This window comes from Lentimonas sp. CC4, assembly GCF_902728235.1.
Taxonomy (GTDB): domain Bacteria; phylum Verrucomicrobiota; class Verrucomicrobiia; order Opitutales; family Coraliomargaritaceae; genus Lentimonas.
The window spans coordinates 158,619-180,097 of sequence record NZ_CACVBO010000002.1; the positions used below are offsets into that span (position 1 = coordinate 158,619).

The 21,479-nt window shown below is 51.5% G+C and carries 12 protein-coding genes; 4 read left to right on the top strand and 8 right to left on the bottom strand.

Annotated features, from left to right (window positions below):
- Positions 1-56: 56 nt before the first annotated feature.
- Together GZZ87_RS17500 and GZZ87_RS17505 are read right to left on the bottom strand one after the other, a co-directional pair.
- On the bottom strand, positions 57-1,373 hold the full coding sequence (locus GZZ87_RS17500; RefSeq protein ID WP_162024880.1) for a DUF1552 domain-containing protein: 1,317 nt from the start codon (positions 1,371-1,373) through the stop codon (positions 57-59).
- 10 nt (positions 1,374-1,383) lie between these two features.
- Positions 1,384-4,323, bottom strand: a complete 2,940-nt coding sequence (locus GZZ87_RS17505) for a DUF1592 domain-containing protein (RefSeq protein ID WP_162024879.1) — start codon at positions 4,321-4,323, stop codon at positions 1,384-1,386.
- A 383-nt stretch (positions 4,324-4,706) separates the two neighbouring features.
- Between GZZ87_RS17505 and GZZ87_RS17510 the strand changes: the two genes are divergently transcribed.
- From GZZ87_RS17510 to GZZ87_RS17520, 3 genes are all read left to right on the top strand, one after another.
- A complete protein-coding gene (locus GZZ87_RS17510) occupies positions 4,707-5,750 on the top strand; it encodes a glycoside hydrolase family protein (protein WP_162024878.1) in 1,044 nt (347 codons plus the stop codon).
- 92 nt (positions 5,751-5,842) lie between these two features.
- Complete coding sequence (locus GZZ87_RS17515) at positions 5,843-7,366, top strand: sialate O-acetylesterase (RefSeq protein WP_244648062.1); 1,524 nt, start codon at positions 5,843-5,845, stop codon at positions 7,364-7,366.
- A 36-nt stretch (positions 7,367-7,402) separates the two neighbouring features.
- Positions 7,403-9,214, top strand: a complete 1,812-nt coding sequence (locus GZZ87_RS17520) for an alpha-L-fucosidase (RefSeq protein WP_162024876.1) — start codon at positions 7,403-7,405, stop codon at positions 9,212-9,214.
- Positions 9,215-9,222: 8 nt separating this feature from the next.
- Here GZZ87_RS17520 and GZZ87_RS17525 read toward each other — a convergent pair whose 3' ends face one another.
- The 4 genes from GZZ87_RS17525 to GZZ87_RS17540 form a co-directional block, all read right to left on the bottom strand.
- Positions 9,223-9,459 (bottom strand): hypothetical protein, encoded by a 237-nt coding sequence (locus GZZ87_RS17525; RefSeq protein WP_162024875.1) that lies wholly within the window; start codon positions 9,457-9,459, stop codon positions 9,223-9,225.
- A 76-nt stretch (positions 9,460-9,535) separates the two neighbouring features.
- A complete protein-coding gene (locus GZZ87_RS17530) occupies positions 9,536-10,084 on the bottom strand; it encodes a hypothetical protein (protein ID WP_162024874.1) in 549 nt (182 codons plus the stop codon).
- A 488-nt stretch (positions 10,085-10,572) separates the two neighbouring features.
- Positions 10,573-11,253, bottom strand: a complete 681-nt coding sequence (locus GZZ87_RS17535) for a response regulator transcription factor (protein WP_162024873.1) — start codon at positions 11,251-11,253, stop codon at positions 10,573-10,575.
- A 24-nt stretch (positions 11,254-11,277) separates the two neighbouring features.
- On the bottom strand, positions 11,278-13,317 hold the full coding sequence (locus GZZ87_RS17540) for a hypothetical protein (protein WP_162024872.1): 2,040 nt from the start codon (positions 13,315-13,317) through the stop codon (positions 11,278-11,280).
- Between the two features lie 104 nt (positions 13,318-13,421).
- On the opposite strand from GZZ87_RS17540, the gene GZZ87_RS17545 reads away from it, so the two are divergent.
- Positions 13,422-14,288 (top strand): hypothetical protein, encoded by an 867-nt coding sequence (locus tag GZZ87_RS17545; protein ID WP_162024871.1) that lies wholly within the window; start codon positions 13,422-13,424, stop codon positions 14,286-14,288.
- Between the two features lie 471 nt (positions 14,289-14,759).
- Here GZZ87_RS17545 and GZZ87_RS17550 read toward each other — a convergent pair whose 3' ends face one another.
- Positions 14,760-17,759 (bottom strand): acetylxylan esterase, encoded by a 3,000-nt coding sequence (locus GZZ87_RS17550; RefSeq protein ID WP_162024870.1) that lies wholly within the window; start codon positions 17,757-17,759, stop codon positions 14,760-14,762.
- 174 nt (positions 17,760-17,933) lie between these two features.
- A complete protein-coding gene (locus GZZ87_RS17555) occupies positions 17,934-21,089 on the bottom strand; it encodes a putative glycoside hydrolase (protein ID WP_162024869.1) in 3,156 nt (1,051 codons plus the stop codon).
- Positions 21,090-21,479 lie beyond the last annotated feature (390 nt).

A 21,479-nucleotide genomic window follows, 5' to 3' on the forward strand; every position in this document is an offset into this window, starting at 1 on the left:
GGGTCCCGCATTGCTAAAGCAATGCGGACTACTTTGCGTTGTGCTTTTTCCACAAATCAAGCGCCGACTAACTCCGGCAAGTGACCAGTGCTATGGCTGAATCGGTTGACCTTCACGCCGGCTTCTTGCATGAGTGTGAGCCAGTAATTTGCTAAGGGCGTATCCTTTTTCGGGAGTATGATATGACTGCCGTGCTTGATGTTTTGCGCGCCTCCGCCGGAGAGTAGGGCCGGCACGTTCTTGAGCTCGTGCCCTGATCGTAGATTGCTGCCGTAACTGACGATACAGTTATCGTAGAGACGACTGCCATCGACGTCCTTTGCCTCTTTGAGGCGATCGATGAAGTGCGCAAATAGATCCATACACTTTTTATCGCGCTGTTCGGACGCCTGCCTGCGCGCGGAGGAAAAGCCATAGTGACTGAGCGAGTGGGCTTTGAGTGCGAGGCCGATACTGAGTAGCATCGAGCACACGGGTTGACGGTAAGTGATCACACGAGTGGAGTCAGTCTGAAGTGCGATGATCATCATATCATACATCAGCTTGATTTCTTCTTCGCCCATGATCTCATTGCCAGGCGCATTATAGGGCGCATCCGGCTTGGCGATGTCTGCCCATTTGGCTTGGCGCTGTAGACCTTGCTCGATTTGGCGTAGGCCTTGGAAGTATTCATCCAACTTTTCGCGATCGTTCTTGCTCAGCGTGCGCTTCATCCCGCTGGCATTGATACGCACGATATCCAGAATACTTTGCTTCTTGATTAGTCGGTCGTCTAGTTCGGCACGCGAATCTTGATTGCTGGCAAATATTTTATGGTAGAATTCTATTGGCTTATTCATGCCTGGCATTGGCTTGCCGACGTCGTCCCATGAAAGTGATAAGCCATTGCCATGTCCTGAATTTTGCATGCCATCCGATTCCTTTGCAGACAGCACCAGCGATGCGAAGCGTGTCTCTTGCCCGAGTTGTTGCGCTGCGAGTTGATCGCAGGAAATCGAGTTATAGAAGCGTTTTCCTGGTGTGCCTGTGACGTTGGCGCCGGTTAAGTAGGATGTGCTACCTCCGTGCGGGTTGGTTGCACCCACATTGGTTAAGTTCGAGACCATGGTGAAGTCATTGATGTGGCGTTCCAATGGCATGAGGCCATCGGTCAAACCGATGTCGGCAAAGCGACCCGCAGCTTTGGGGTAGAATGTTTGCTTGGTAAAGCCAAAGCCACCACCAAGGAAGATCATACGCTTCGGCGCAGCGGTTTGAGTGGTCGAAGTGGTCTGGGCTGAGGCCACACTTTCGAGGAAGGGTAGGGACAGTAGTGTGCCACTGGCCCTGAGGAAGGAGCGGCGTGTCATGGAGTTGGTGATGAACTGGCTCATGTGGTTTCGGCTATTTGGTGGTAAACATTGGGCTGGTGACGACTTTAAAGATCATGGTCTGCATCCCATAGTCGTCATGTTGGCAGCGTTGAACGAGCTCGTCGATTTGCTCGTGATCAGAAAATTCGATGGTGCGGCCCAGCCCGTAAGAGAGCATGGATTCGATGATGCCTTTTGCTAACTTGTGCTTCTGTGTGGTGAGTAAGCGCTTCAGGTCGTTGATGTCCTGATAGTGCATGCCGCTGACTAGCTTGCCGCCTTGTTCAATGGGCAGTGCTTCGTCGCCGACTCTCTCTTCGTAGCGCCATTGGCCGATGGCATCATAGTTTTCCATGCCGAACCCAATCGGATCGATGCGGCTATGGCAGGAGGCACAGACAGTCTGCTTTTGGTGTAACTCCACCATCTGGCGGTTGGTGAGTTGTCGAGTGGCGGTCGATCCGAGCTCTGGCACGTTGGGCGGCGGCGGTGGTGGTGGATCGTTGAGGATTTTATCGAGCACCATGGTGCCGCGAATGACGGGCGAGGAACGTTCGCCATTCGACCCAATTGTAAGAAATGCGGTTTGTGTAATGAGCCCGCCTCGCGAGGAGTTGGCGGGGATTGAGACTTTTTGGAATTCGTTGGAGTCGACTCCCTTAAACCCGTAGTGGTTGGCAAGGTGTGCATTCACCACGACAAAATTGGAGTCGATTAGATTGTGAACGGGGAGGTTTTCTTTGACTAGCACTTTGAAGAACTCGATCACTTCTTTATACGCTGAGTCACGAATGCCGGGGTTGAATCTGTAGTATTCATGCTGATCCACGGAGATGGCTTCAAACCGGTCCAGCTCTGCCCATTGGCTCATGAATCCGCTATAAAATGCGTCAGCCTTTCGGTCATTGAGCATACGGCGAATTTGCTTCTTCAGCGCATTCGGTTCGAAAATCGAGCCATTCTCGGCAACACGGTAGAGCTCGTCATCCGGCGGGCAGCTCCAGAGGAAATATGCCAAGCGTATGGCAAAGGCGCGTGCATCAAGTTGACGAGAGCTTGGTGCTTGTGGGGTTTCTTCGATGAAGATGAAGCTCGGTGATGTGAGGACGACCCCCAATGTCTCGCTCATTGCGTCTTGGTATTTTTGACCACTGCGCATGCGTTGTTCGAAAAAGGCGACCAATTGATTAATATATTCGGGCTCTGGAGGCCTTCTTCGGAAGGCTTCATAGGCAAATTGAGTAATGAGTTCTCGGGCGCGGGCGGGCTTAGCGAGGTCTTGGCCTTTCGGGCTAAGTAATTGGCCGAAGAAATTTTCTTTTTGAAAGTAGAAGGGGCCTTCGACCTCGACCCAGTCGACCCAGATGGATGCGAAGGTATTGTCGCTTTGGATTTTCTCTAGATACGTTGCGAACGCACGCGAGAAGCTCTCGTAAGGGGAGCACTCTGAAATTGTGACGCTAGGACGATTACTCGGCGATAATATGGACGGTGCGCTTAAGATCTCAATTGTCCGAGGTGAACGCTCTGTGCCCTCAACTTTTATGACTCCTAGAGGTGATTCGTCTCGAATGTTGAGAAACTGTCGAACTGCTGGAGAGCCATCGACGACACCTGCATGAATTTTGATACGATAGGTGCCACGAGGGTCATTCCCTAGAGTCACCCTGATGTCGTCTGTGCTGCGGATGTTATTATAAATATATTGGCCTGTATCGGCATTTGGCTGGGAGATGTATTTCCGAGGTGCTGCATTGCGACCTTTGTATTGGCTGGTGAAGATTTTCATGGCGCCTGCATCTGCGAACCCGATCTCTTGCCAGGTCTTTCCAGCTTTGACCATGGCCATTTGTTCATCTGCTTTACTTACGCTTTTTCGTAAGTTCTTGGTGACTGATTCGGGCTCGTGTTGCTTTGTCTTTGGTTTTTCGAGTGGTCGATTGGACCATTTGAAGCCTTCTTGCGCGATCTTTGTGCCTAAACTTAGGTAGCGATCGAAGTGTATGGAGCTGAAGAATTGGTCCGCACCGATGGTATCATAGGTCTCTGCATCGTCGTCTTCTGGTAGGGCGTGCACAGAGAGTTTGAGCCCGAATAGGTCATGAATCGTGTTGGCATACTCTCGACGATTTAGACGCCGCATCGTAATCTCGCCGCCGTGGTCTGTGAGCCGTTTGCGTGCAGTGACGATTGTGCGATTGAGCGAATTGAGAGTATTGAGCAGTGCTTCCTCTTCGGGGCGAGGTTCCTCCTCGGGGGGCATTTCACCTGCGTTGAGGACGTCGAGCACGTCCTGCCACCTTTGGGCTTCGTCGTTGTTTGTGATTTGCCAGGACATGGTATCAAAACGGACTTCGCCTTTCTGCTTCTCCGGGCCATGGCAGGCGATGCAGTTGGCTTCGATAAATGGTTCCAATTCCGACCGCTCGATATTCGTTGGTTGAGCGGTTGCGAGTTCGGTGTGTATCACATGATCCACTTCGTCTGTATCAGCATCCAAGTTTACCGGTGCCGTCTCTGGGCGGTCTTTGATGTGTAACGCGGCCAACTCTAACTGAGTGTCGAGTGACTGTATGAATGCACTTAATTGATCTGAAGCAGGGCGTGGCTCTTCCTCCGGTGGCATTTCACCTTCCTGTAGCGCTTCGAGCACATGTTGCCATACTTGCACTGTATCGAAAGTATCAAGTGTCCATGCGACTGTATCTAGGCGCAGGTCGCCTTTCTCCTTTTCGGGGCCGTGACAGGAGATGCAGTGCTCATCCAGAAACGGCTGCATGTCTGCTTGAGGCAAAAGGGCGACGATTGGCTCCTTTACCCGCAATGCGGAGGGTTCAGGTAGCGACTCAGGCACAGCAGAGCGCACTGGCTCGGCTGCTTTGGGGAGAGTGTCGAGTTGCGTGACTACTAGAGCAATCAGTGCGGCGACACAAATAACTGTAAGAATCAATCGCTTGATTTTGTAAGACATAGAGCACTGCTACGCGCTCGGGCGTAATTCAGGTGGGTAGTGTTGGGGCTGTTACGAGTTGAGATGGCCGATCCGAGAGATTACGGATGTGGTAGTGCGCTTACAGTTCGTATCGTTTGCATTGTAGCCGTTGTTGTCAGTGGATTCTATCACGTATATACGTGACGTGGCCTGTCGTTGTGAGCCGGTGAGCATCATTCCACGTAGTCATTGAAATATAACGTAAATGGGGGATACAGATCTTCGCTAGAGTTAGGTAAGATACGCGAAGCATCGAAGTTCTGCTTAAGGGCACTGTTCAAATGACGATTCAACAGCTTCAGGCTACGGGGCTCTCATCTACTTTGAGGGATGACTCGCATCACTTATATAGAATCAGGAATATGAAATACAAAATTTTACTGCTCGCAGCTGCGATGACTTCAGCCATCTCACTGAATGCAACGGAGCTTGAGGAATCCTCTTTCTCCGAATCACTGGTCCCTGGCCCATTTATTTTGCCCTCTGAAGCGCACGAGTGGACTTGGTGCATGGCACCGATCTACGATGACGCGGGTAAGCTGCATGTATTTAACTCAATCATTCCGGATGATGGCGTTTGGGTGCGTAACAGCCGGATCGTGCATTGGACTGCGGATCAGCCTGAGGGTCCTTACACGCTGGTCGGCGATCTGTTTGCCAGTGATGAAATCGGCTACCATAATCCGCAGATTTCTAAGGTCGGTGACACCTATGTATTAGTGTATTTGTATAACCCCTACAAAGATGCGAATGGATCGATGCAAGAGGTTGGTATGGCCACGGCCAAATCGCCGGACGGTCCATGGACGGAGAATCCGAATAATCCAATCATCCCAGCTTCCGGTCAAATGTATGGCGCTAATATTGTGCATGCGTCCAATCCCACGTTCGTTGTCACCCCTGAGGGAAAATACCGCATCTATTACAAATCGATGACGGATAAATACGGTAAGAAAAGTTTCCGAGAAATGTCTTTCGCTGAGAGCGATCAACTGGATGGACCGTATGTAAATTACGCAAACAATCCAGTAATCAGCTACGCCGAGCAAGAACTCGATATCGAAGATCCTTATGTGTTTTATTACAACGATTCCTATTACATGATCGTAGAAGATCGTCGTGATGTGAAGGCCATGCTTGAAGGGCGGCAGTTGCCTGGCGATCAAATCAAGTCCGGAGGCTTTCGCCCGGGGCTGATATATAAATCCGAGGACGGGATTGACTGGGGCATTCCTGAGGTCGGTTATCAGACCAACGAGATCTATTACGGCCATGAATTGGCACGTAGTGAGCGGCCACACATCCTCTGGAAGGATGGAGAACCAGAATATCTATTTCTGGCGTGTCATGACAAAGATTCGACTGCAGGCTACATCCTAAAGATTGACCGATGGGACGGCGAATAACCCACATAATTCAAAAAGTAGGGCCTGTGCTTGCAAAGCGCCGCAGCATGTGACGGCATCGTGTAAGCACGAGCCCTACAATGATCACCATTATGAAAATACGACTCTTCTCACTCTGTGCGGCCTACTTATTAGGTGCGCATACGATCTATGCCTCGCTGGACTTAGGTTCACTATTCACTGATCACATGGTCCTACAGCGCGATATGCCTGTTCCAGTCTGGGGCAACGCAGATCCAGGCACATCGATCACCGTTGTTTTTGCGGACCAAGAGCAAGCGACGACTGCCGATGCGGATGGCAAGTGGATGCTCAAATTGTCTCCGCTCTCCGCGAGTGTTGAGCCGCGGGCGATGACGGTGTCGTCGTCGGCATCGGATGATGAGCCAGTAGTCCTGTCGGACGTGTTGGTCGGCGAGGTTTGGATCTGTTCCGGTCAGTCGAATATGCAATTTTCGGTGAATTCCGTGCCTAAAGTAAAAGCGCTCGTGCCACATGCTCAAAACATTCGCTGTTTTGAGGTGAAGCGCACCGTCGCGTTTACCGAGCAAGAACGTTGCGAAGGGCAGTGGAGTGACACTCCGCCGCCGAGTGCAGTCGCCTTCGCGTTTGCGCATTGCCTGCAGCAACAAGCGGATGTGCCGATCGGCATTCTACTGACCTGCTGGGGGAGCTCCTCGCTGGAGGCCTGGATGCCACGCGATATGGTCGATACGGTGCCGCATTTTAAAACCATGATGGCTGAGTTTGATGCAGATGAGGTGACGCAAAAACGCATACAGTCGATCCTCGACGGCAAGAAGCCATGGTCCAAAGGAGATGACGTCTTCCTGCGCCGCCAGACGAATGTATTGTATAACGCGATGCTGGCTCCACTTGCACCGTATGCAGCCCGTGGGCTCGTCTGGTATCAAGGGGAGCGCAACACGCAGTCCATGCATGGTATGATCGAGACGCCCTGGTTCTCGCGGAATTCCGGCATGCTTAAATATGGCGCCACCTTGAAGGCATGGATCGAGCGCACTCGGCAGGAGTGGGGGCAGGATGAATTCCAATTTCTGGCTGTCATGCTACCTGGCTATTACAAGGCACTGCCGACCGGCCCACAAACTGGAGCAGAAAGCCCCATCGCTCATTCGTGGGGGTGGATGCGTGAGTCGCAGCTGCAAGCACTCGAATTACCCAACACCGGAGTCGCCAACACCATCGACCTCGGAGATGTGAAAAACATTCACCCCAGAGACAAATTCCCGGTAGGAGAGCGCCTCGCATTATTGGCCGCTCGCGATACCTTGGGCATCGAGGTTGAAGCTGAGGGGCCAGTGATGCAGCAGGTGAGCTCTACGGGCGGCACGCTCGTGGTGCAGTTCACACACGCTGCAGGCATGACAACGACGGATGGCGCTGCGCCTTCTGGTTTCTGGATCGCGGATGATTCTGCGAACTGGGTGCCTGCGACTGCGCAGATTCAAGGCGAAACGGTCGTATTGAGTGCTGCCGAGCTCAACCAGCCGCTCTATGTGCGCTACGCCTTTGCTGGTAAACCGACAGTGAACCTAGTGAATGGTGCGGGCTTGCCTGCGTATCCATTCCGCAATGACACATTTACACCCTAGTTCATATATGCTGCAACTGCATCGATTTTAAAACACATGAAAACCCTCTCTAATTTATCCATGAAGTCGGCGTTGCTGGCTTTTTCCTTCTGTTTGATAAATCCATTATTTGGAGCCGAAGCGGTGTCTCAGCGAGCAGACAGCTCGGTGATCATGCCAGCGCCTCAGGCTGAGCTGCAGGGAAGTCAGCTCAGTTGGGACTTCGACTTAACCTATCCTGGTAAATATACCTTACAGTTGGTGGTGGCGCTCGATGGCGCAGAAGCAGAGCACGTCGGAGTCGCACGACTGGACGGTGAACTTGTTGGCGATGTCTTAACGAAGACTTACATCATCGAAGAGGGGCTGGTTTCGGAATTTAAGAAGCCAGTGACGATTGAGGAGGCTGGCACTTACACCTTAACCGTGGAGTCTAGTTTGCCGATCATCAAGGCGCGCTTAGTGCCCTATGGTTACACCAGTAGCCGTATCTTCCTGAGTTCGGACAAATACTACGACGCTTGGTTGAAGATGCATCAGTCTCCGGCCAAGGTCGCTGCGATGGAGTGGTATCAACAGGCGCGCTTCGGCATGTTTATACACTGGGGCATTTACTCGGCAGCCGCAGGCTCATGGGAGGGGCAACGTATTGAAGAAGGGCAGGGGCCTAGTGTCGCTGAATGGATTCAATTCGCCTTTCAAATTTCGCGCGAAGAGTATCGCGAATACGCGAAGAATTTTAATCCGGACAAATCCTTTGCCGTCAATATCGCCAAGCTCGCGAAGGATACGGGCATGAATTACGTGGTGATCACGTCGAAGCATCATGATGGCTTTGCGCTGTTTGACTCGGCCTGCTCGGAGTGGGACATTGCGGATGCGACGGACTATGACGGCGATTTAGTGAAAGAGCTCTACGACGCTTGCCGCGCCGAGGGCATCGACTTCGGCGTGTATTACTCGCATGGCAATGACTGGGGCGACGGCGGTGACGGCAACTATGCCAATGTCAAAGCAGCCAACGATGTCTATGGCGTGCCGACACGGCCCAATGGTAAAAACCTCTGGGATCCCAGCCCCAACACGCACGCCGAATATTTGGATCAGAAGGCTTATCCTCAGATTCAGGAACTCGTCGAAATGCTGCCCGACTTACGTCTCATTTGGTTCGATGGTGATGGTTTGATTAGTGAGCGACAGGCATTTGATTTCTATAAATTGGTGTATGATCTCAACCCCAACATTGTGGTAAATCGTCGCGTCGGTTATGACTTCGGCGATTACATCGACGCGGGCGACAATAAGACGCCTGCCGGCAGTGAGCTGGCCGCAAAACATTTTGAGACCTGTGGCACCGCCAATCACTCCTGGGGCTTTAAAGCATATGATCACCACTGGAAAAGCGGCAATCAACTGCTACGCAACTTCGTTGATATTGTATCTAAAGGCGGCAACTATTTGCTCAACATTGGTCCAACCAGTGAAGGTAAAGTGCCTGAACCGTGCGTGCAAAGTTTCCTCGAAGTGGGAGAGTGGGTGAAGGTGAACCGCGACGCGATTTTCGGCACAACGCGTTGGACGACTTTCCGTGAAGGCGTGAAGCAGGTGAAGGACAGCGAATCGAAGCCGACTGAGTTCTGGTTCAGTGCCAAGGGGGACAAGGTTTACGTGATGTCGCTGGTGCCTGCAGAGGGTGTTGCAATGGTTCAGTCGCTCAACGCATCGGCTGGCAAAGTCGTTGCAGTTCGCTTGCTAGGCAGCGATGTCAGCCTGTCTTGGAAGCAGACCGAAAACGCGCTGAAGGTCGATTTATCTGGAGTGGAATCCGGTGCAAACGGTTACGCGTTGGAAGTAATACTAAGTCAGTAGTTTAGATTTTAAGGGTGCGGTTGCATACGCATGGTGTAGCGGAACGGGGAACCCGTTTCGGCCTGCGTAGCCTCAGCACGAGCACGACGTGAGCCGAAACCGCTTCGCGGATCCGCTACAAAGGAATACGCATCGGAATCAGCGACGTCTACAACCAGTGTAGCGGAACGGGGAACCCGTTTCGGCTTGCGTAGCCTCAGCACGAGCACGACGTGAGCCGAAACCGCTTCGCGGATCCGCGACATGGAAGCACGTCCGTATTCGCGACAGCAACCCAGCGTAGCAGAACGGGGAACCCCGTTTCGGCCTGCGGAGGCTCAGCTAGTCAGCTTGCTCGCGATAGCCTTTCCAGAAATTTTCCCAGAAATAATCTTTTCTTGGATCAAGGGTTCGGTATCCAGGGAGCGAACAACCGCTGTAGGGCCAGTCTTGCCAGTGCTCGACTAAATTTTTGCGAACGGGTTTTCTCAGAATATATCCCACCAGATCTGCAAAGGCACTTTGTTGACGGTCGCGTTCCCTTAGGACGTTGTCGTAGGCCTGACGCGATAATTCATAGGGCTGTATGAGTTCATTCCACTGCCGCGTGAGTTGCTGGAGTAGCGCTAGTTGGTTACTTCGATGGTTTAGCCCAACGAATAGGAAGTGTGCATGATCTGGCATGAAGCAGTAAACAGGGCAGCACTGATGGTAGCGCACGAGTAAGTGTGCGAACTGAGTCTGAAAGGATTGGTAGAAGGAATCTGTTAACCAACCTGTTCGTCGCTTGTGAGTCGTGAAGGTCCAGTGGACATATGCTTTATCCTTATAAAACGTGGGATCTAAGCGGTGTAGCCGTTGCTTGTGGGCAGATGACTCGTTTGGAGACATAATTTGTAGTATCCAACGTTATAATCGTAGGGCAAGCATTCTTCGGGATCGCGATCACGATGTGGTGCCGAAACCGCTTCGCGGATCCGCTACAAGCTAACACGATCGTATTCGCGACAGCAACCCAGCGTCGCGGAACGGGGAACCCCGTTTCGGCCTACGTAGCCTCAGCACGAGCACGACGTGTGCCGAAACCGCTTCGCGGATCCGCTACAAGGAAGGACGTCCGTATTTGTGACAGCAACCCAGCGTAGCGGAACGGGGAACCCGTTTCGGCCTGCGGAGCCTCAGCGCGAGCACGACGTGAGCCGGAACCGCTTCGCGGGTCCGCTACAAGGAAACACGTCCGTATTTGTGACAGCAACCCAGTGTAGCGGAACGGGGAACCCCGTTTCGGCCTGCGTAGCCTCAGCACGAGCACGACGTGAGCCGAAACCGCTTCGTGGATCCGCTACAGGAAACCAAGTCAGTATTCGCTACGCTAGTCTTTATCCGTCGCGATCGCCATCCTCTTTGAACAGCCCATGTCTATACGCTACCGCCACCGCTTGGGGCGCGTTCTTGACGCCGAGCTTTGCGTAGATGCTCTTTAAATGATCGGTCACCGTATATTTGGTAATCGCTAGTTGATCACCTATTTCTTTTTGGGAGTGGCCATCGGCAATCAGTGTGAGCACATCCAATTCCCGTTTGGTGATATCCGCTCCAGAGACTGTAATTTGAGGTGCTTTTGCTTTGAGCTCATTAAGTATGAATGACGCCAAATTAGGATCCAGTATCGCGCCCCCTGAACTCACGGCTTTGAGGCCCTCGGCGATGACATGCATGGTAGATGATTTTAGCAGATAACCATCAGCACCTTTTTGAATGGCACGTAATACATCGGACTCACGGTTGGATTGGCTGAGGACGAGTATTTTACTTTTGGGTGAATACTTCTGACACCATGGAATGAACTCGATACCCGACATCCCTGGTAAATTCAGGTCTAATAAGATGATCTCAGGATCTGGTTGGCTTTGATTGCTCTCTAGTTCGCGCAGTGCTTGTTCGGCACTGTTGAACGAGCCTGCGATTTCAAATTCAGGCATATTGCCTAACAGCAGCTCAAGTGTGTCGCGATAGTCGAAATGATCTTCGACGATGATGATGGAAATCGGTTTCTTCATTTGGGAGTTGGAGCGGTGAGGGGGTTATCGAATGTAGCCGAGTTTGTTTGATTTGTAAATAAGGGTGATGCGTGTCCCGCCTTCGGGTAAACCTTCAGATCTTAATTGAGCTTTCATTAAATCCGCGCGGCGCTTCAAGGAAGAAGGCGTTACCGAGTCGCTGGTTTCGGCAATTCCCGTGCCATTGTCGGTGACGATGAGTGTAATCAGGTTCCCTTCCCCGATCAGCTCAGCAGTCATCTGTGTGGCAGAGGAGTGGCGTGTAATATTGACCAAGCATTCCTTATAGAACAGCAGCAGATCCATGCACGACTTCGGCTTTAGGTTTGTTAAGTCGTCTTCTCCTGTGACTGTCAGTTGATAGGCGACCTGCCCGCTGAAACGTCGTGAGGTGCGGCGGAATTCTTCAATGAGTTCCATATTCATGTCGGTCGATTCCAGCATGTTGGTGCTGTGCTCGATGGCGCGCCCCGTGCTTTCGGTAATATTACGAATTCGAGTGTGTAGCATCTTTAATTGGTCGGGAGACTCATGCGCGACTTGTGCGGCATCACTGAGTAAACCAATCGTGTGAATGTTGGCACCTAACTCATCGTGCAGGTCGGCAGCGATGCGTTTCTTTAACGAGCTGAATTGGCGTAACCGAAGGTTATGACTGATTAAAAATACGATGATCACTGCGGCAATGAGCGCAGTGATCAGCCACCCCATGATCCGCAACTGTGCTTTTTGATGGCGGTAGCGTTGGGTGAGCTCCGCTTGCACGCGAGGGATTGCATATTCCAACTCCTGACCGCGTGACAGTTCTTCCATCCACTGACGAATCGGTAATATCGCACCGTAAAGATTATTCCCATCAGTTAGGCTCTGAGGTTTTCGGTATTCAATGTGTTGCAGTAGATCGACCGTAACTTCTGAGCCTAAAGCTACATTTTGGTCGCCTGAGAATATCTCGACTTCGGCAAATCCGAGACGATCCACGTCATTCGTTGATGTTGATTGGCTGCCATCATAAATACGGATGTAGCGACACTCGGTCTGTGGTAGATTCCACATCAATATCGGGGCACTTGGGCGTGTGCGCATCTCGGGCTCATCGATGAGTAAGATGGCATCCGAGAAATCTGCCTGGTTGGCTCCTTCGATTTTTAAGTGTTTAGGGATGCCCGGTTCGTTGCCGGATGCTCGGGGCACCGTATCGCTCTGCTCGGTGACGTGCAGATGGATTTGAGAAACCGGATAGGACTCACCTAAGTCTATGTTAAAGGTCGGGTTGACTTCAAGGTGCGTGATATAGGCTAAGCTATTTAAGCCATGACCTGCATCCATCATGTAAGGAGTGGCGCCGTCCGTTAGATTCTGTGCATCCCATGCTTGTTGTTGTATATCTCCTGTCTGACTGGCGTATTTCACAGGACGCTTGAGAGCTAAATTTCTATTGCCGCTAAATATGAGTAGTTCAGAGAGCTGGAAAATGTAACGGTCATCGAATTCTCGGAGTGAGAGTTCACTCGTCTCGATGCGCACCCAAGAGGCCATCGTCGTTGGTTCGATGGGAATGATGACGGGAGCGATGCCAATTTCTTTCGCAGTTTCACCATCGTATTCGGCTATCACCGTTCCTTCTGGATACGTGCGAGCTGTTCCAGCTATGATCTTAAATTTTTTAGGAAACGCATCTGCATCAAAGTTTATATGTGACGAACGCCATAAAGTAGGCACAAGCACGATTTGGTCGATCTCGGATATTTCTCCCAATTCAATCTCGACCCATTCCTTCTGCAGGGGCGTCAGATGCCACATCGAACGATAGCCAATCGTTCCAGAACCACTACGTAGACTCAAACTGGCGAGTCGCTGGTGTTCACTCTCCATATCCGCGAGTTGCGTTTCGAGTTGATTGATCGAGAGTGATTGTAACGCGATTGCCTCTTTGTCTGCGCCTTTTACCTGAATCAATACGAAGAGTAGTAGCGAACATTTAAAACAAATGTGTGCGAATCGCTTGAAAACTGAGAGTAGAGGGAAGAAGTGCATGATTTGCGTGGCAGAACTAGCAGGCATCCTTAGTATTCAGGCTTTTCGACGAAGCGACAGCGTTTTTTTGAATTTATCCCACGATATTGGGGTATCGTATGTTACTATTAACGGATACTATTGATTTTTCTATGAAGAATCAAAGATCTAAGTATATCATTTCCATTCTGGCCATTACGCTCGCTTCGCTGGTTCAGGCATCCTCTTGGACTGGTGGTGGCACCGCGGACGACTGGAATGATACCGCGAATTGGCTGAATGGAGAGGTTGCGGGCTTGGCTGTAGACGATAATGCACTGTTTGTAGGTGCAGAAGATTCGAATACACCGACGGCCGATTTTACATTTGCTGACAGCGGAGCGGATGTGAATTTACGAGCAGAGGTGACTCTGACCATCAATAATGTCACGATCAGTGGTTTCGATGTCTGGCGCTTAGGAGGGAATAATGGTCACGGTGGTGGGCATCTAGTTCTCAATGGAGGCACATTGAATGGTGGCGAACTTTTGGTGGCGAGCGCTGCTGGGGCGACGTCTGACTCTAGCTTGACGGTCACTGGTGGACGGCTAGTCACTGACAGCTTCGATGTGAACGCACTCGGACTATTTACGCTCACGGGTGATGCCGCGACTTTTTCAGTGGGAAATACCTCCTTTGAAAACGGAAGTCGCGTCAATTTCATTTTTGATTCCACAGGCATTAGCTCGATTGCGACAAGCGGCGTATTCACTATCGGTGCGTCGAGTGCAGAGTTGAATATCGACCTGACGCATTTTGCAGGATCGGGTGTGTTCGATCTTGTGACATTTGGTTCTGTGACTGGATCGTATCGGACAGACAATATTACCTACACTGGCTTAGCTGGTCGGAGCGCTTCCATTGAGTATGATGACGATCGCATGTCTGTCAGAGTCTCAATCCCTGAGCAGCGCGCTTACGCATTGATCGCTGGTTGCTTCGGGTTGAGCGCTGTGATGCTTCGCCGTCGTCGGTCGTAGTAGTTCGATCGTAGGTCGATACATTTTCAAAAAGCCCTCGGAAATTATCCGAGGGCCTTTTTGTGGATACAGAGCTAGACGGGTGGAATCAGGTTGAACCACAGCAGGCACAAAACACACACCACCGTCTTCGCTTTGCAAGCTACGCCGTGTCGAAGAGGGCGAGGCATTGTGAATTCTCGTCTGCAGTCGCCCATTTGGCGAACGGTAAAGATAGCATAAAGCACGGATGTTCAGCATTCTAATGCCAATGTGTGACTTAACCTGGTAAAGGTCTCTACGTCCTCAGCGACGGAGGTCTGACGGAGATGGCGACGCAACTCTAGCGCAGCGGGCGGCTAACAAACACGTCTGATACGTGTTCATTCGCCACCCCCATCAAAAGTTTCGAGGCTGTGTCGCCTCGGTGCTGGGGCGGCATCTCTGGGCAGGTTTCGTTGAAAAAGGGTATTAGGTCGCTCTATGGCGCGCCTAAGGAAGTGTGACTTTTAAGCGGCCGAACAGCTTGTCGCCGACTGCGAGGTTTTTACTGATGGTCACTGTCACAGGCTGAATCCCATCCACTGCAGTGCCCAGTGTCACTTCGCTATCGATCGGGGCAGTGAGCCGAACGTCATCCCATCCCTGCAGGTCAGAGCCATATTGGAAAACCTGGGTGGTGCTTGCTGCCGACGCTTCGAGTCGATTGAAGGTGAATACAAAGTCCCCGCCCGTGGCATCTATCTCTGGGTGATTCTCTTCGGTGGAGAGTCCTGGATCTCGGACGAGCACATACTCCATTAAATTACTCATGCCATCCAGATCTGGGTCAGCTGAAATGTGTGTGTCCGCTCCTGACAGGCCTTTATCTACTGCCCAAGCACCATACGCGTTCTCTGTTAATACGAGTTGAAGCCAATCCGCTCCATCTGCCTGATCTTGTTCAAACACTGCCTGTAGCCCGTGTTCGTCGAAGCCAGTTGCTGTGAAGTTTTCGAGAGTGCCGAGCTTTATGAAATTCGGCGAGTCTAGCAAAGGAAACGATGCGGCTCCTCCAGTATAGTTCGTGCCATCCACCACAATGGTGGCGGTGACTAAATGCATATAATTCGCTACTTGAATTGGACTGATCCCTGTTTCATTGAAAATGAAGCTAAAGGTGCCATATTTGCCCGTTCCATTTTGCTGATTCAAGATGTCCATCTGAATGGAGGCCTCATCACCAATCACACGAAGTTCAGTCGGGCTACCTTTGCCGATCTGCACGTGTGTCGTTCCGAAGTCGATTGCTCCACCGCTAATTTCAATCAGAGGGATACTGGTTTGCACCGCTCCACTAATCGTGACCGATCCGGATTTTAGGATGAAGGCTCCAGAGCCTGAGAGTGAGAAGCCTGCACTTGTCCATGAACCGCCATCCACTGTGGCGGTGCCATCAATGGAGAATGTCGAGGCCGACACGTCAAAGGTTCCGCCGTTTAGGTCGAACGAACCGTTTGTATTGACCGCAAAGCTATCTGAAAGAAAGAGGCTGCCATCGTTGAGTGTATAACTGCAAACATCGCCTGCTTCGCTGGAATTAATACTTAGATCCGAGGCCCATACCGCTCCATTCGATTGTAAGATCCTGCCAGCTCCGGTGTTGCTACCTAGATTGAGTGTGCCGCCGATACTCAGGCCGAAGTTCTGATTGACCAATAATTCAGCAGAGGAGGGTGTGCCCTCATCGCTCACCGTCAGCGAGTCCGCTTGAGCCATTTGATCAAGACTGACGGTCGCTCCATTGCGAATGATGACCTCATCCACTCCGAACACGGGTTCACTGGACCAGTTTGATGTCGTATCGTAGATCACAGTTTTTGGTATGCGCACTGTGGCACTGAGGGGAAGGCTGGCTGAGCTTAGGCTGCCGTCCACTTCTTCCCATGTGATGTTCACGGTGCCCGTTGACGTTTCACCCAGACTTAGGCCTGCGACAGTGTTATCAAACTGAACATTCAGTATCGTAGTGATCGGCGGGATGCCGTCCAAGACCATTGCAGTGTTAGGGGAGACACTAAACGATCCGGCATGGGATTCGCCGCTGATTGCAATGCTTGTGATTTCGAGATTCGTCGGAGCCGTGTAGGATAACCTCATGTTGGCATTGGATGTTGCGCTGCTTTCAGCTATATCCACTAGTAACTGATCCGACGGCGCGAAATTGACGTTGATCACTTCCTGATAATCGGAAGTAAGTATATTAAAATTATCTCTGTATCCAGAAGGTGCCGAGGCTTTTACATTCACAAACCACGCGGTGGCATTTGCGGGTAAAGTGGCATGAATGGTCCACGTGCCAGCGGGGCTTTCAACAAGTGAGTCGGCCGCGATCTCTGGCCATTCCAGCTCACCGGTATAGCCCGTTCCCGTGGTATAAATCAGGGTGGCTCCGTAGAGATCCTTAGTGGAGGTAAAGACGACTTCGACCGCGCTGCCAGTTAGGCTTAGACTCTGTTGTGCCGCCCAAGCGGTGCCGGTATTAACGACACTATCTGCGAAATCATAGCTTTCGGGACGACGGTAGGCTGAGCCATGAGAGTGTCCCATGCCGGGGACGATCGCTACCATGCGCGCACTGGAAGTGCCTGCGTAGTAGGTCGACGCCAAACTATCGAGTGAGAAATTGTCCTCACCTGGCCACGAATACCATAGCACTGGCATGGTGGCGCGATCCATGCGTAGGATTGGATCGAGCACCGTTCGATAAAAAGCATTATCATTGAGGGCTATACCATACTGGTTGGCTAGATCAAAGAGTCGGCCACAGCCGTAGGTTGGGATCGCGAATGCAAAACGATTATCGACTCCGATGGCAGTGCTGGTGAGCACACCGCCCCAGGAGACTCCCATAACGCCGATTTTGTTGGCATCGACTTCTGGGAGGGAGCGTAACAGCGAGTTGGCCAGCACCACGGTCGACGTGGCATGATATTCCCATTGCTCATCCAGTGGCTTGAGATTTTCCGGTTCAGAGTCTTTGTAAATGCCTGTGCGTTTGGGGCCAGGGAAAGGACTATCGATCTCCTTGCCGAGCGCATCGAACGCATCGCCTTCATTATCCATTGCAATCGCTGCGTAGCCACGATCTGTCCATTCATCCACCCATGCGGGGTAGGCCGTGCCACCACCGCCATGCACTAAGACAACGCCAGGCACCTGACTCGCGGCACTCGCACCAGAGGGGAGGCCGATGTAAGCAAACACTCGCGTCGGGTTGCCTAGATAATCAATGCCGTCGTAGTAGATGCCTTGCGCTTCGGTCTTTGCAGCTGTTGCGACCGCACTCCATGTCGTCGCATTTCCATCGATATCGTAGATGGCGGGAGCACTGGTTAAGTCGCCCAGCGCCAGCATGGCAGCTAAGTCGGCTTCAGCGGCGTGAAGCGCCGGAGGCAAGCAGGTGCTGATTAAAGGTGCGATGCACCAAGCGAGTGTGTGTATGAGTTTCATTCGGAGTGTGGGAGAATGAACGTAGCATAATACTAAATGCTGCTGGCGACTATCCCACTAATGCGGGGGTATTGGTCGTTTTACATCTTTTATCCAAGTTCACTCATCCACAAAAAAGGCACCGACACTCATTCGAGTATCGGTGCCTTGGGTTAAAACCTAATTCGCTTTTGTTTAAGGCAGCGTTACATGGCTGATCTCGACTGTGGCGATCGTGCTGTTGTCGTGAGAGGACGCGGCTAGACCGACTTCTGCTGTGCTATCCATAGTGACGGTCGCTTGGTTCACGAGTGCCCATGTATCTCCGTCCAAAGACGTGTAGCCGGTGAATACGTCGCCAGCACGCACGAGCTTGATCCATTTAGGATCTGATGCGCTGCCTTGTGTGATACCAGTTTGGGCTTGGGTATTTCCGTTGGTCGCGGCGCGATACGACATACGTGCCGATCCGTTGGGACGGATATACAGTGTGACGCATTTGGCCCCGGCGTCGGTTGATTCACGGAACATGACAGCACCTTTGGCCCATGAGTGTGTGTTTTCCACTGAATCAACCCGAGCGATGATTTCGCCGTCACCAGTGTGTGGCTGCGACAAGTAGAAGCAGTTGTCAGCCGTGGTGCTGATGTTACCGCCGCCTTCGATTGTGTAATTTCCGTCCACATCTGAAGTGGATGATCCTGCGAATGCCGGTGTGCCCACTTCGGTTTTCCATAGTAGGCGGGCTTCTTCCGTTTCGAGATTCACCCAGGCTTCGACACCAGGGTAGGAGCGTGCGTAGGCATATCCATCGATGGTCGGATCAGTCAGTGGCGCTCCCAAGGGTCGACTCAAGACATCAATACCGCTACTATCCCATTTCCAATCGGCCTCTAATGCGTTCACACCATCTTGATAGCTGAAGTAAGCATTTTCTTCAGCCGCGACCAAGAAAACGCTCAGTGCGAAATCGATACTAGCTTCGAACAGTTCCTGATCATCGTAGGTCGCACCGTCGTCGCCGTCGGTTTCGGTGAAGCCGATGGGGCCGGATTGCAGCATCATGATTTTTCCGCGAGATAAGCCTTCGCGCATTAGCTGAATGGTCACGGCCGTTGCATCAGCGACGCTTTGCTCTGGCGAACTCGATTTATTTGGTAGGCGCCAGCGCTCGAAATAAGAGGCTTCCATGATTTCCATCATCGCGCGATCGCCATTCGGATTCTCATTTCGAAGCGTGTTACCTGTGAGCAATTTCCCCGCAGGCATCTGCTGCTTGAGGCTGTAGAGCATGTCTACATAATTCGATGATGGATTGCCGTCTGCATCGATTAGCGGCACATCCCCCCCACCGACTTTATCCAGAAAGATCCCGTCAATATTGGCGAGGCCATCTGGATCATCAAAGACACTCAGAGCTGCATCGATCCACCACTCTCTGAGTTCGGGAATATCTGCATTATACTTTCTGTAGATGTCACGAATGAGGGAGTAAGTTCTCGTTCCATCTGCATCTTCTGTATATTGGCTCCAGTCGTCTGAATTGTAAGAAGCGTCTGAGGCATATCCACCATAGTGGACGACAGTGTTGCGGTAATAGAGCGTCGTGATGTCGGAGTTGACTGCTTTCAATCGAGTGGATGCGTCGATGATGCCTGCTTCGATGCTGGCTTGCCCTTGATTATTTGCCTTTTCGAGCATGACCACTTGGTAATTATTTGCGATCGAGTTCACTTCATCCGTGGTAAAGGCGCTGCTACTTCTGACGGCTAACCAGCGCGGCACTGAGCCCCAAGAGAACTCAGGGTAATTGGTGAAGTCTGTTTGGACTGGATACGGATCGATATAGCCTGGGCCAGTTGGATCATTCGAATAGTCAGACAAATCCTCAACGTATGGAGCCGATGGGTTCGATACGGTGAACTCGAATGCGAGCCCAGTGATGGCCCATGTGCGAGTGGCGTAATAACTTCCAGCCCCTGTCACTGTAAAGGTCTGGACTGGGGCGGTCGCGAAACTCGCTGTCGCTGATGAGAAGATGCCGGAGTCCAAGTTCGTGCCAACTCCGCGAATGTGTGCATGATCTCTGCCTCCATTGGTTTCCAGCACGTCCATTTGTTTGAAGCCATCAAAGGTAGCGACAAAACCTGAGGCAGATACAGCCGCGTTTTCGACGGTGATCTGCAAGCTTTCGCCAGCATCGAGATCATAGTCATCACCGACTCCTAAGTTGCCGTTGATATCCGTGACATCGGAGGCGCTCCCTAGCGTGACTGAGGACAGGCCAGGTGTGGCATCATACGTGTAGGTGCTTCCTGAGAATGCTTTGACTCGTAGGTCGAAGGTGAAGGTGTCATTGGCACCATCACCGTCGTAATCACTGCCCGACCAAGTCACCGCATAGACTAGGTCAGCTCCATCTTGTGTTCTGACACAAGATAGGCCAGGGGCATCCAAGGTCGCATAACCATGGCCAGTATTCACAATCATATCCTCGGCGACTGCGTTGGCACCGCCTGCATTGGCCGCAGCGGTAAACCAGAACTTAGAATACGCATCCTGCTTTGGCACGATGTTCAGATCCATGCTGTCGGAATCATACGTGAGCGTGGCACTGCTTCCGCTATCAAGGCCGATGATGGATACATCTGCCGCGGCAAACACACCTGTTCGCGAGGCATAGGAAGCGAGTTCGATCGAACCGCCTCCTGCCCAGTAGTTGCTTAAATCGATAATTAACTCGGAGCCCGTTTCGACTTGGAGGGTGCCACTGATGTCGATGTGACTAGTGCCAGATTGGCCAGATACAAACTGAAGGATTCCAAGGTTATATAACTCTAGGTCGCTCGTCGCAATCGTGACAGATTCGCCGACAGTCGACAGGACGCCATTCGCGTATACGCTCAACGCTCCAGCAGTGTCTAGACTGGAGTCTCCGGATAGCTCATACATACTTTGTGATGTGCTGAGTTGACCGATACCTAAATAGCCACCGGCGATGACGGCTCCTGAGGATTGGTCAATCCAAACGCCAGGACTGGCCAAATAACCGACATCCATATTCTTGAAGCTGGAGGTGTTCGCTGAAATATCCATACCAGCTCCAGCTCGCATTTTTAGGTTCACGGAATTTGCGGGTGTGAGGACATCGCTTTCGATGCTTACGTAATCGTTCGCCGCGAGAACCGCATAATCGGTCGCGCTGGTTCCGGGCAGATAGGTCTTTGACCAATTATCAATCGTATTCCAGTTGGAATCGATGCCCTGGTTGTCCCATTGGATAGAGGCTCCATAGGCACTCTGTGCTAGCATCAGTGCGCTAGCAGTCAGAAGAAACGGGGTAGTTTTCATAAGAGCGATCAATTAAGATCTATGTTGGTTGTGGGGTTATAGGAGAGCAAATGTGCTCAGTGATTTCCAACGCTTGCAGTGTTGTTGAAATTGGGGTGTTTAAGTAGAGCTTGATTCATTGAGGGGGCTTTGAATCTTTAGTGGGGTATGCTCGGATAGTATCAGCTTATAAAGCATATGATACCCCAATATATTGGGGGGTCTTTGGGAGTGAATGTGTGTCTTAACTCAATTAATAATCGATAGTCTCAGTCTATGCGTGAGCTGTCGTGCGGTATCGAAAGCTGAATGGCTCTCTGTCGTCTTAACACTTTTACCGCTGTTTTACACTGGATGCTCCTTTTGATTTACCCCCGTATTAGTGGGATACCCAAGCGAGCTATTTAGTGT

What these genes read in the sequence shown, in the direction of transcription:
- GZZ87_RS17500 (WP_162024880.1), bottom strand. Translation starts at nt 1,373, where the DNA reads ATGAGCCAGTTCATCACCAACTCCATGACACGCCGCTCCTTCCTCAGG.
- GZZ87_RS17505 (WP_162024879.1), bottom strand. Translation starts at nt 4,323, where the DNA reads ATGTCTTACAAAATCAAGCGATTGATTCTTACAGTTATTTGTGTCGCC.
- GZZ87_RS17510 (WP_162024878.1), top strand. Translation starts at nt 4,707, where the DNA reads ATGAAATACAAAATTTTACTGCTCGCAGCTGCGATGACTTCAGCCATC.
- GZZ87_RS17515 (WP_244648062.1), top strand. Translation starts at nt 5,843, where the DNA reads ATGAAAATACGACTCTTCTCACTCTGTGCGGCCTACTTATTAGGTGCG.
- GZZ87_RS17520 (WP_162024876.1), top strand. Translation starts at nt 7,403, where the DNA reads ATGAAAACCCTCTCTAATTTATCCATGAAGTCGGCGTTGCTGGCTTTT.
- GZZ87_RS17525 (WP_162024875.1), bottom strand. Translation starts at nt 9,459, where the DNA reads ATGTCGCGGATCCGCGAAGCGGTTTCGGCTCACGTCGTGCTCGTGCTG.
- GZZ87_RS17530 (WP_162024874.1), bottom strand. Translation starts at nt 10,084, where the DNA reads ATGTCTCCAAACGAGTCATCTGCCCACAAGCAACGGCTACACCGCTTA.
- GZZ87_RS17535 (WP_162024873.1), bottom strand. Translation starts at nt 11,253, where the DNA reads ATGAAGAAACCGATTTCCATCATCATCGTCGAAGATCATTTCGACTAT.
- GZZ87_RS17540 (WP_162024872.1), bottom strand. Translation starts at nt 13,317, where the DNA reads ATGCCTGCTAGTTCTGCCACGCAAATCATGCACTTCTTCCCTCTACTC.
- GZZ87_RS17545 (WP_162024871.1), top strand. Translation starts at nt 13,422, where the DNA reads ATGAAGAATCAAAGATCTAAGTATATCATTTCCATTCTGGCCATTACG.
- GZZ87_RS17550 (WP_162024870.1), bottom strand. Translation starts at nt 17,759, where the DNA reads ATGAAACTCATACACACACTCGCTTGGTGCATCGCACCTTTAATCAGC.
- GZZ87_RS17555 (WP_162024869.1), bottom strand. Translation starts at nt 21,089, where the DNA reads ATGAAAACTACCCCGTTTCTTCTGACTGCTAGCGCACTGATGCTAGCA.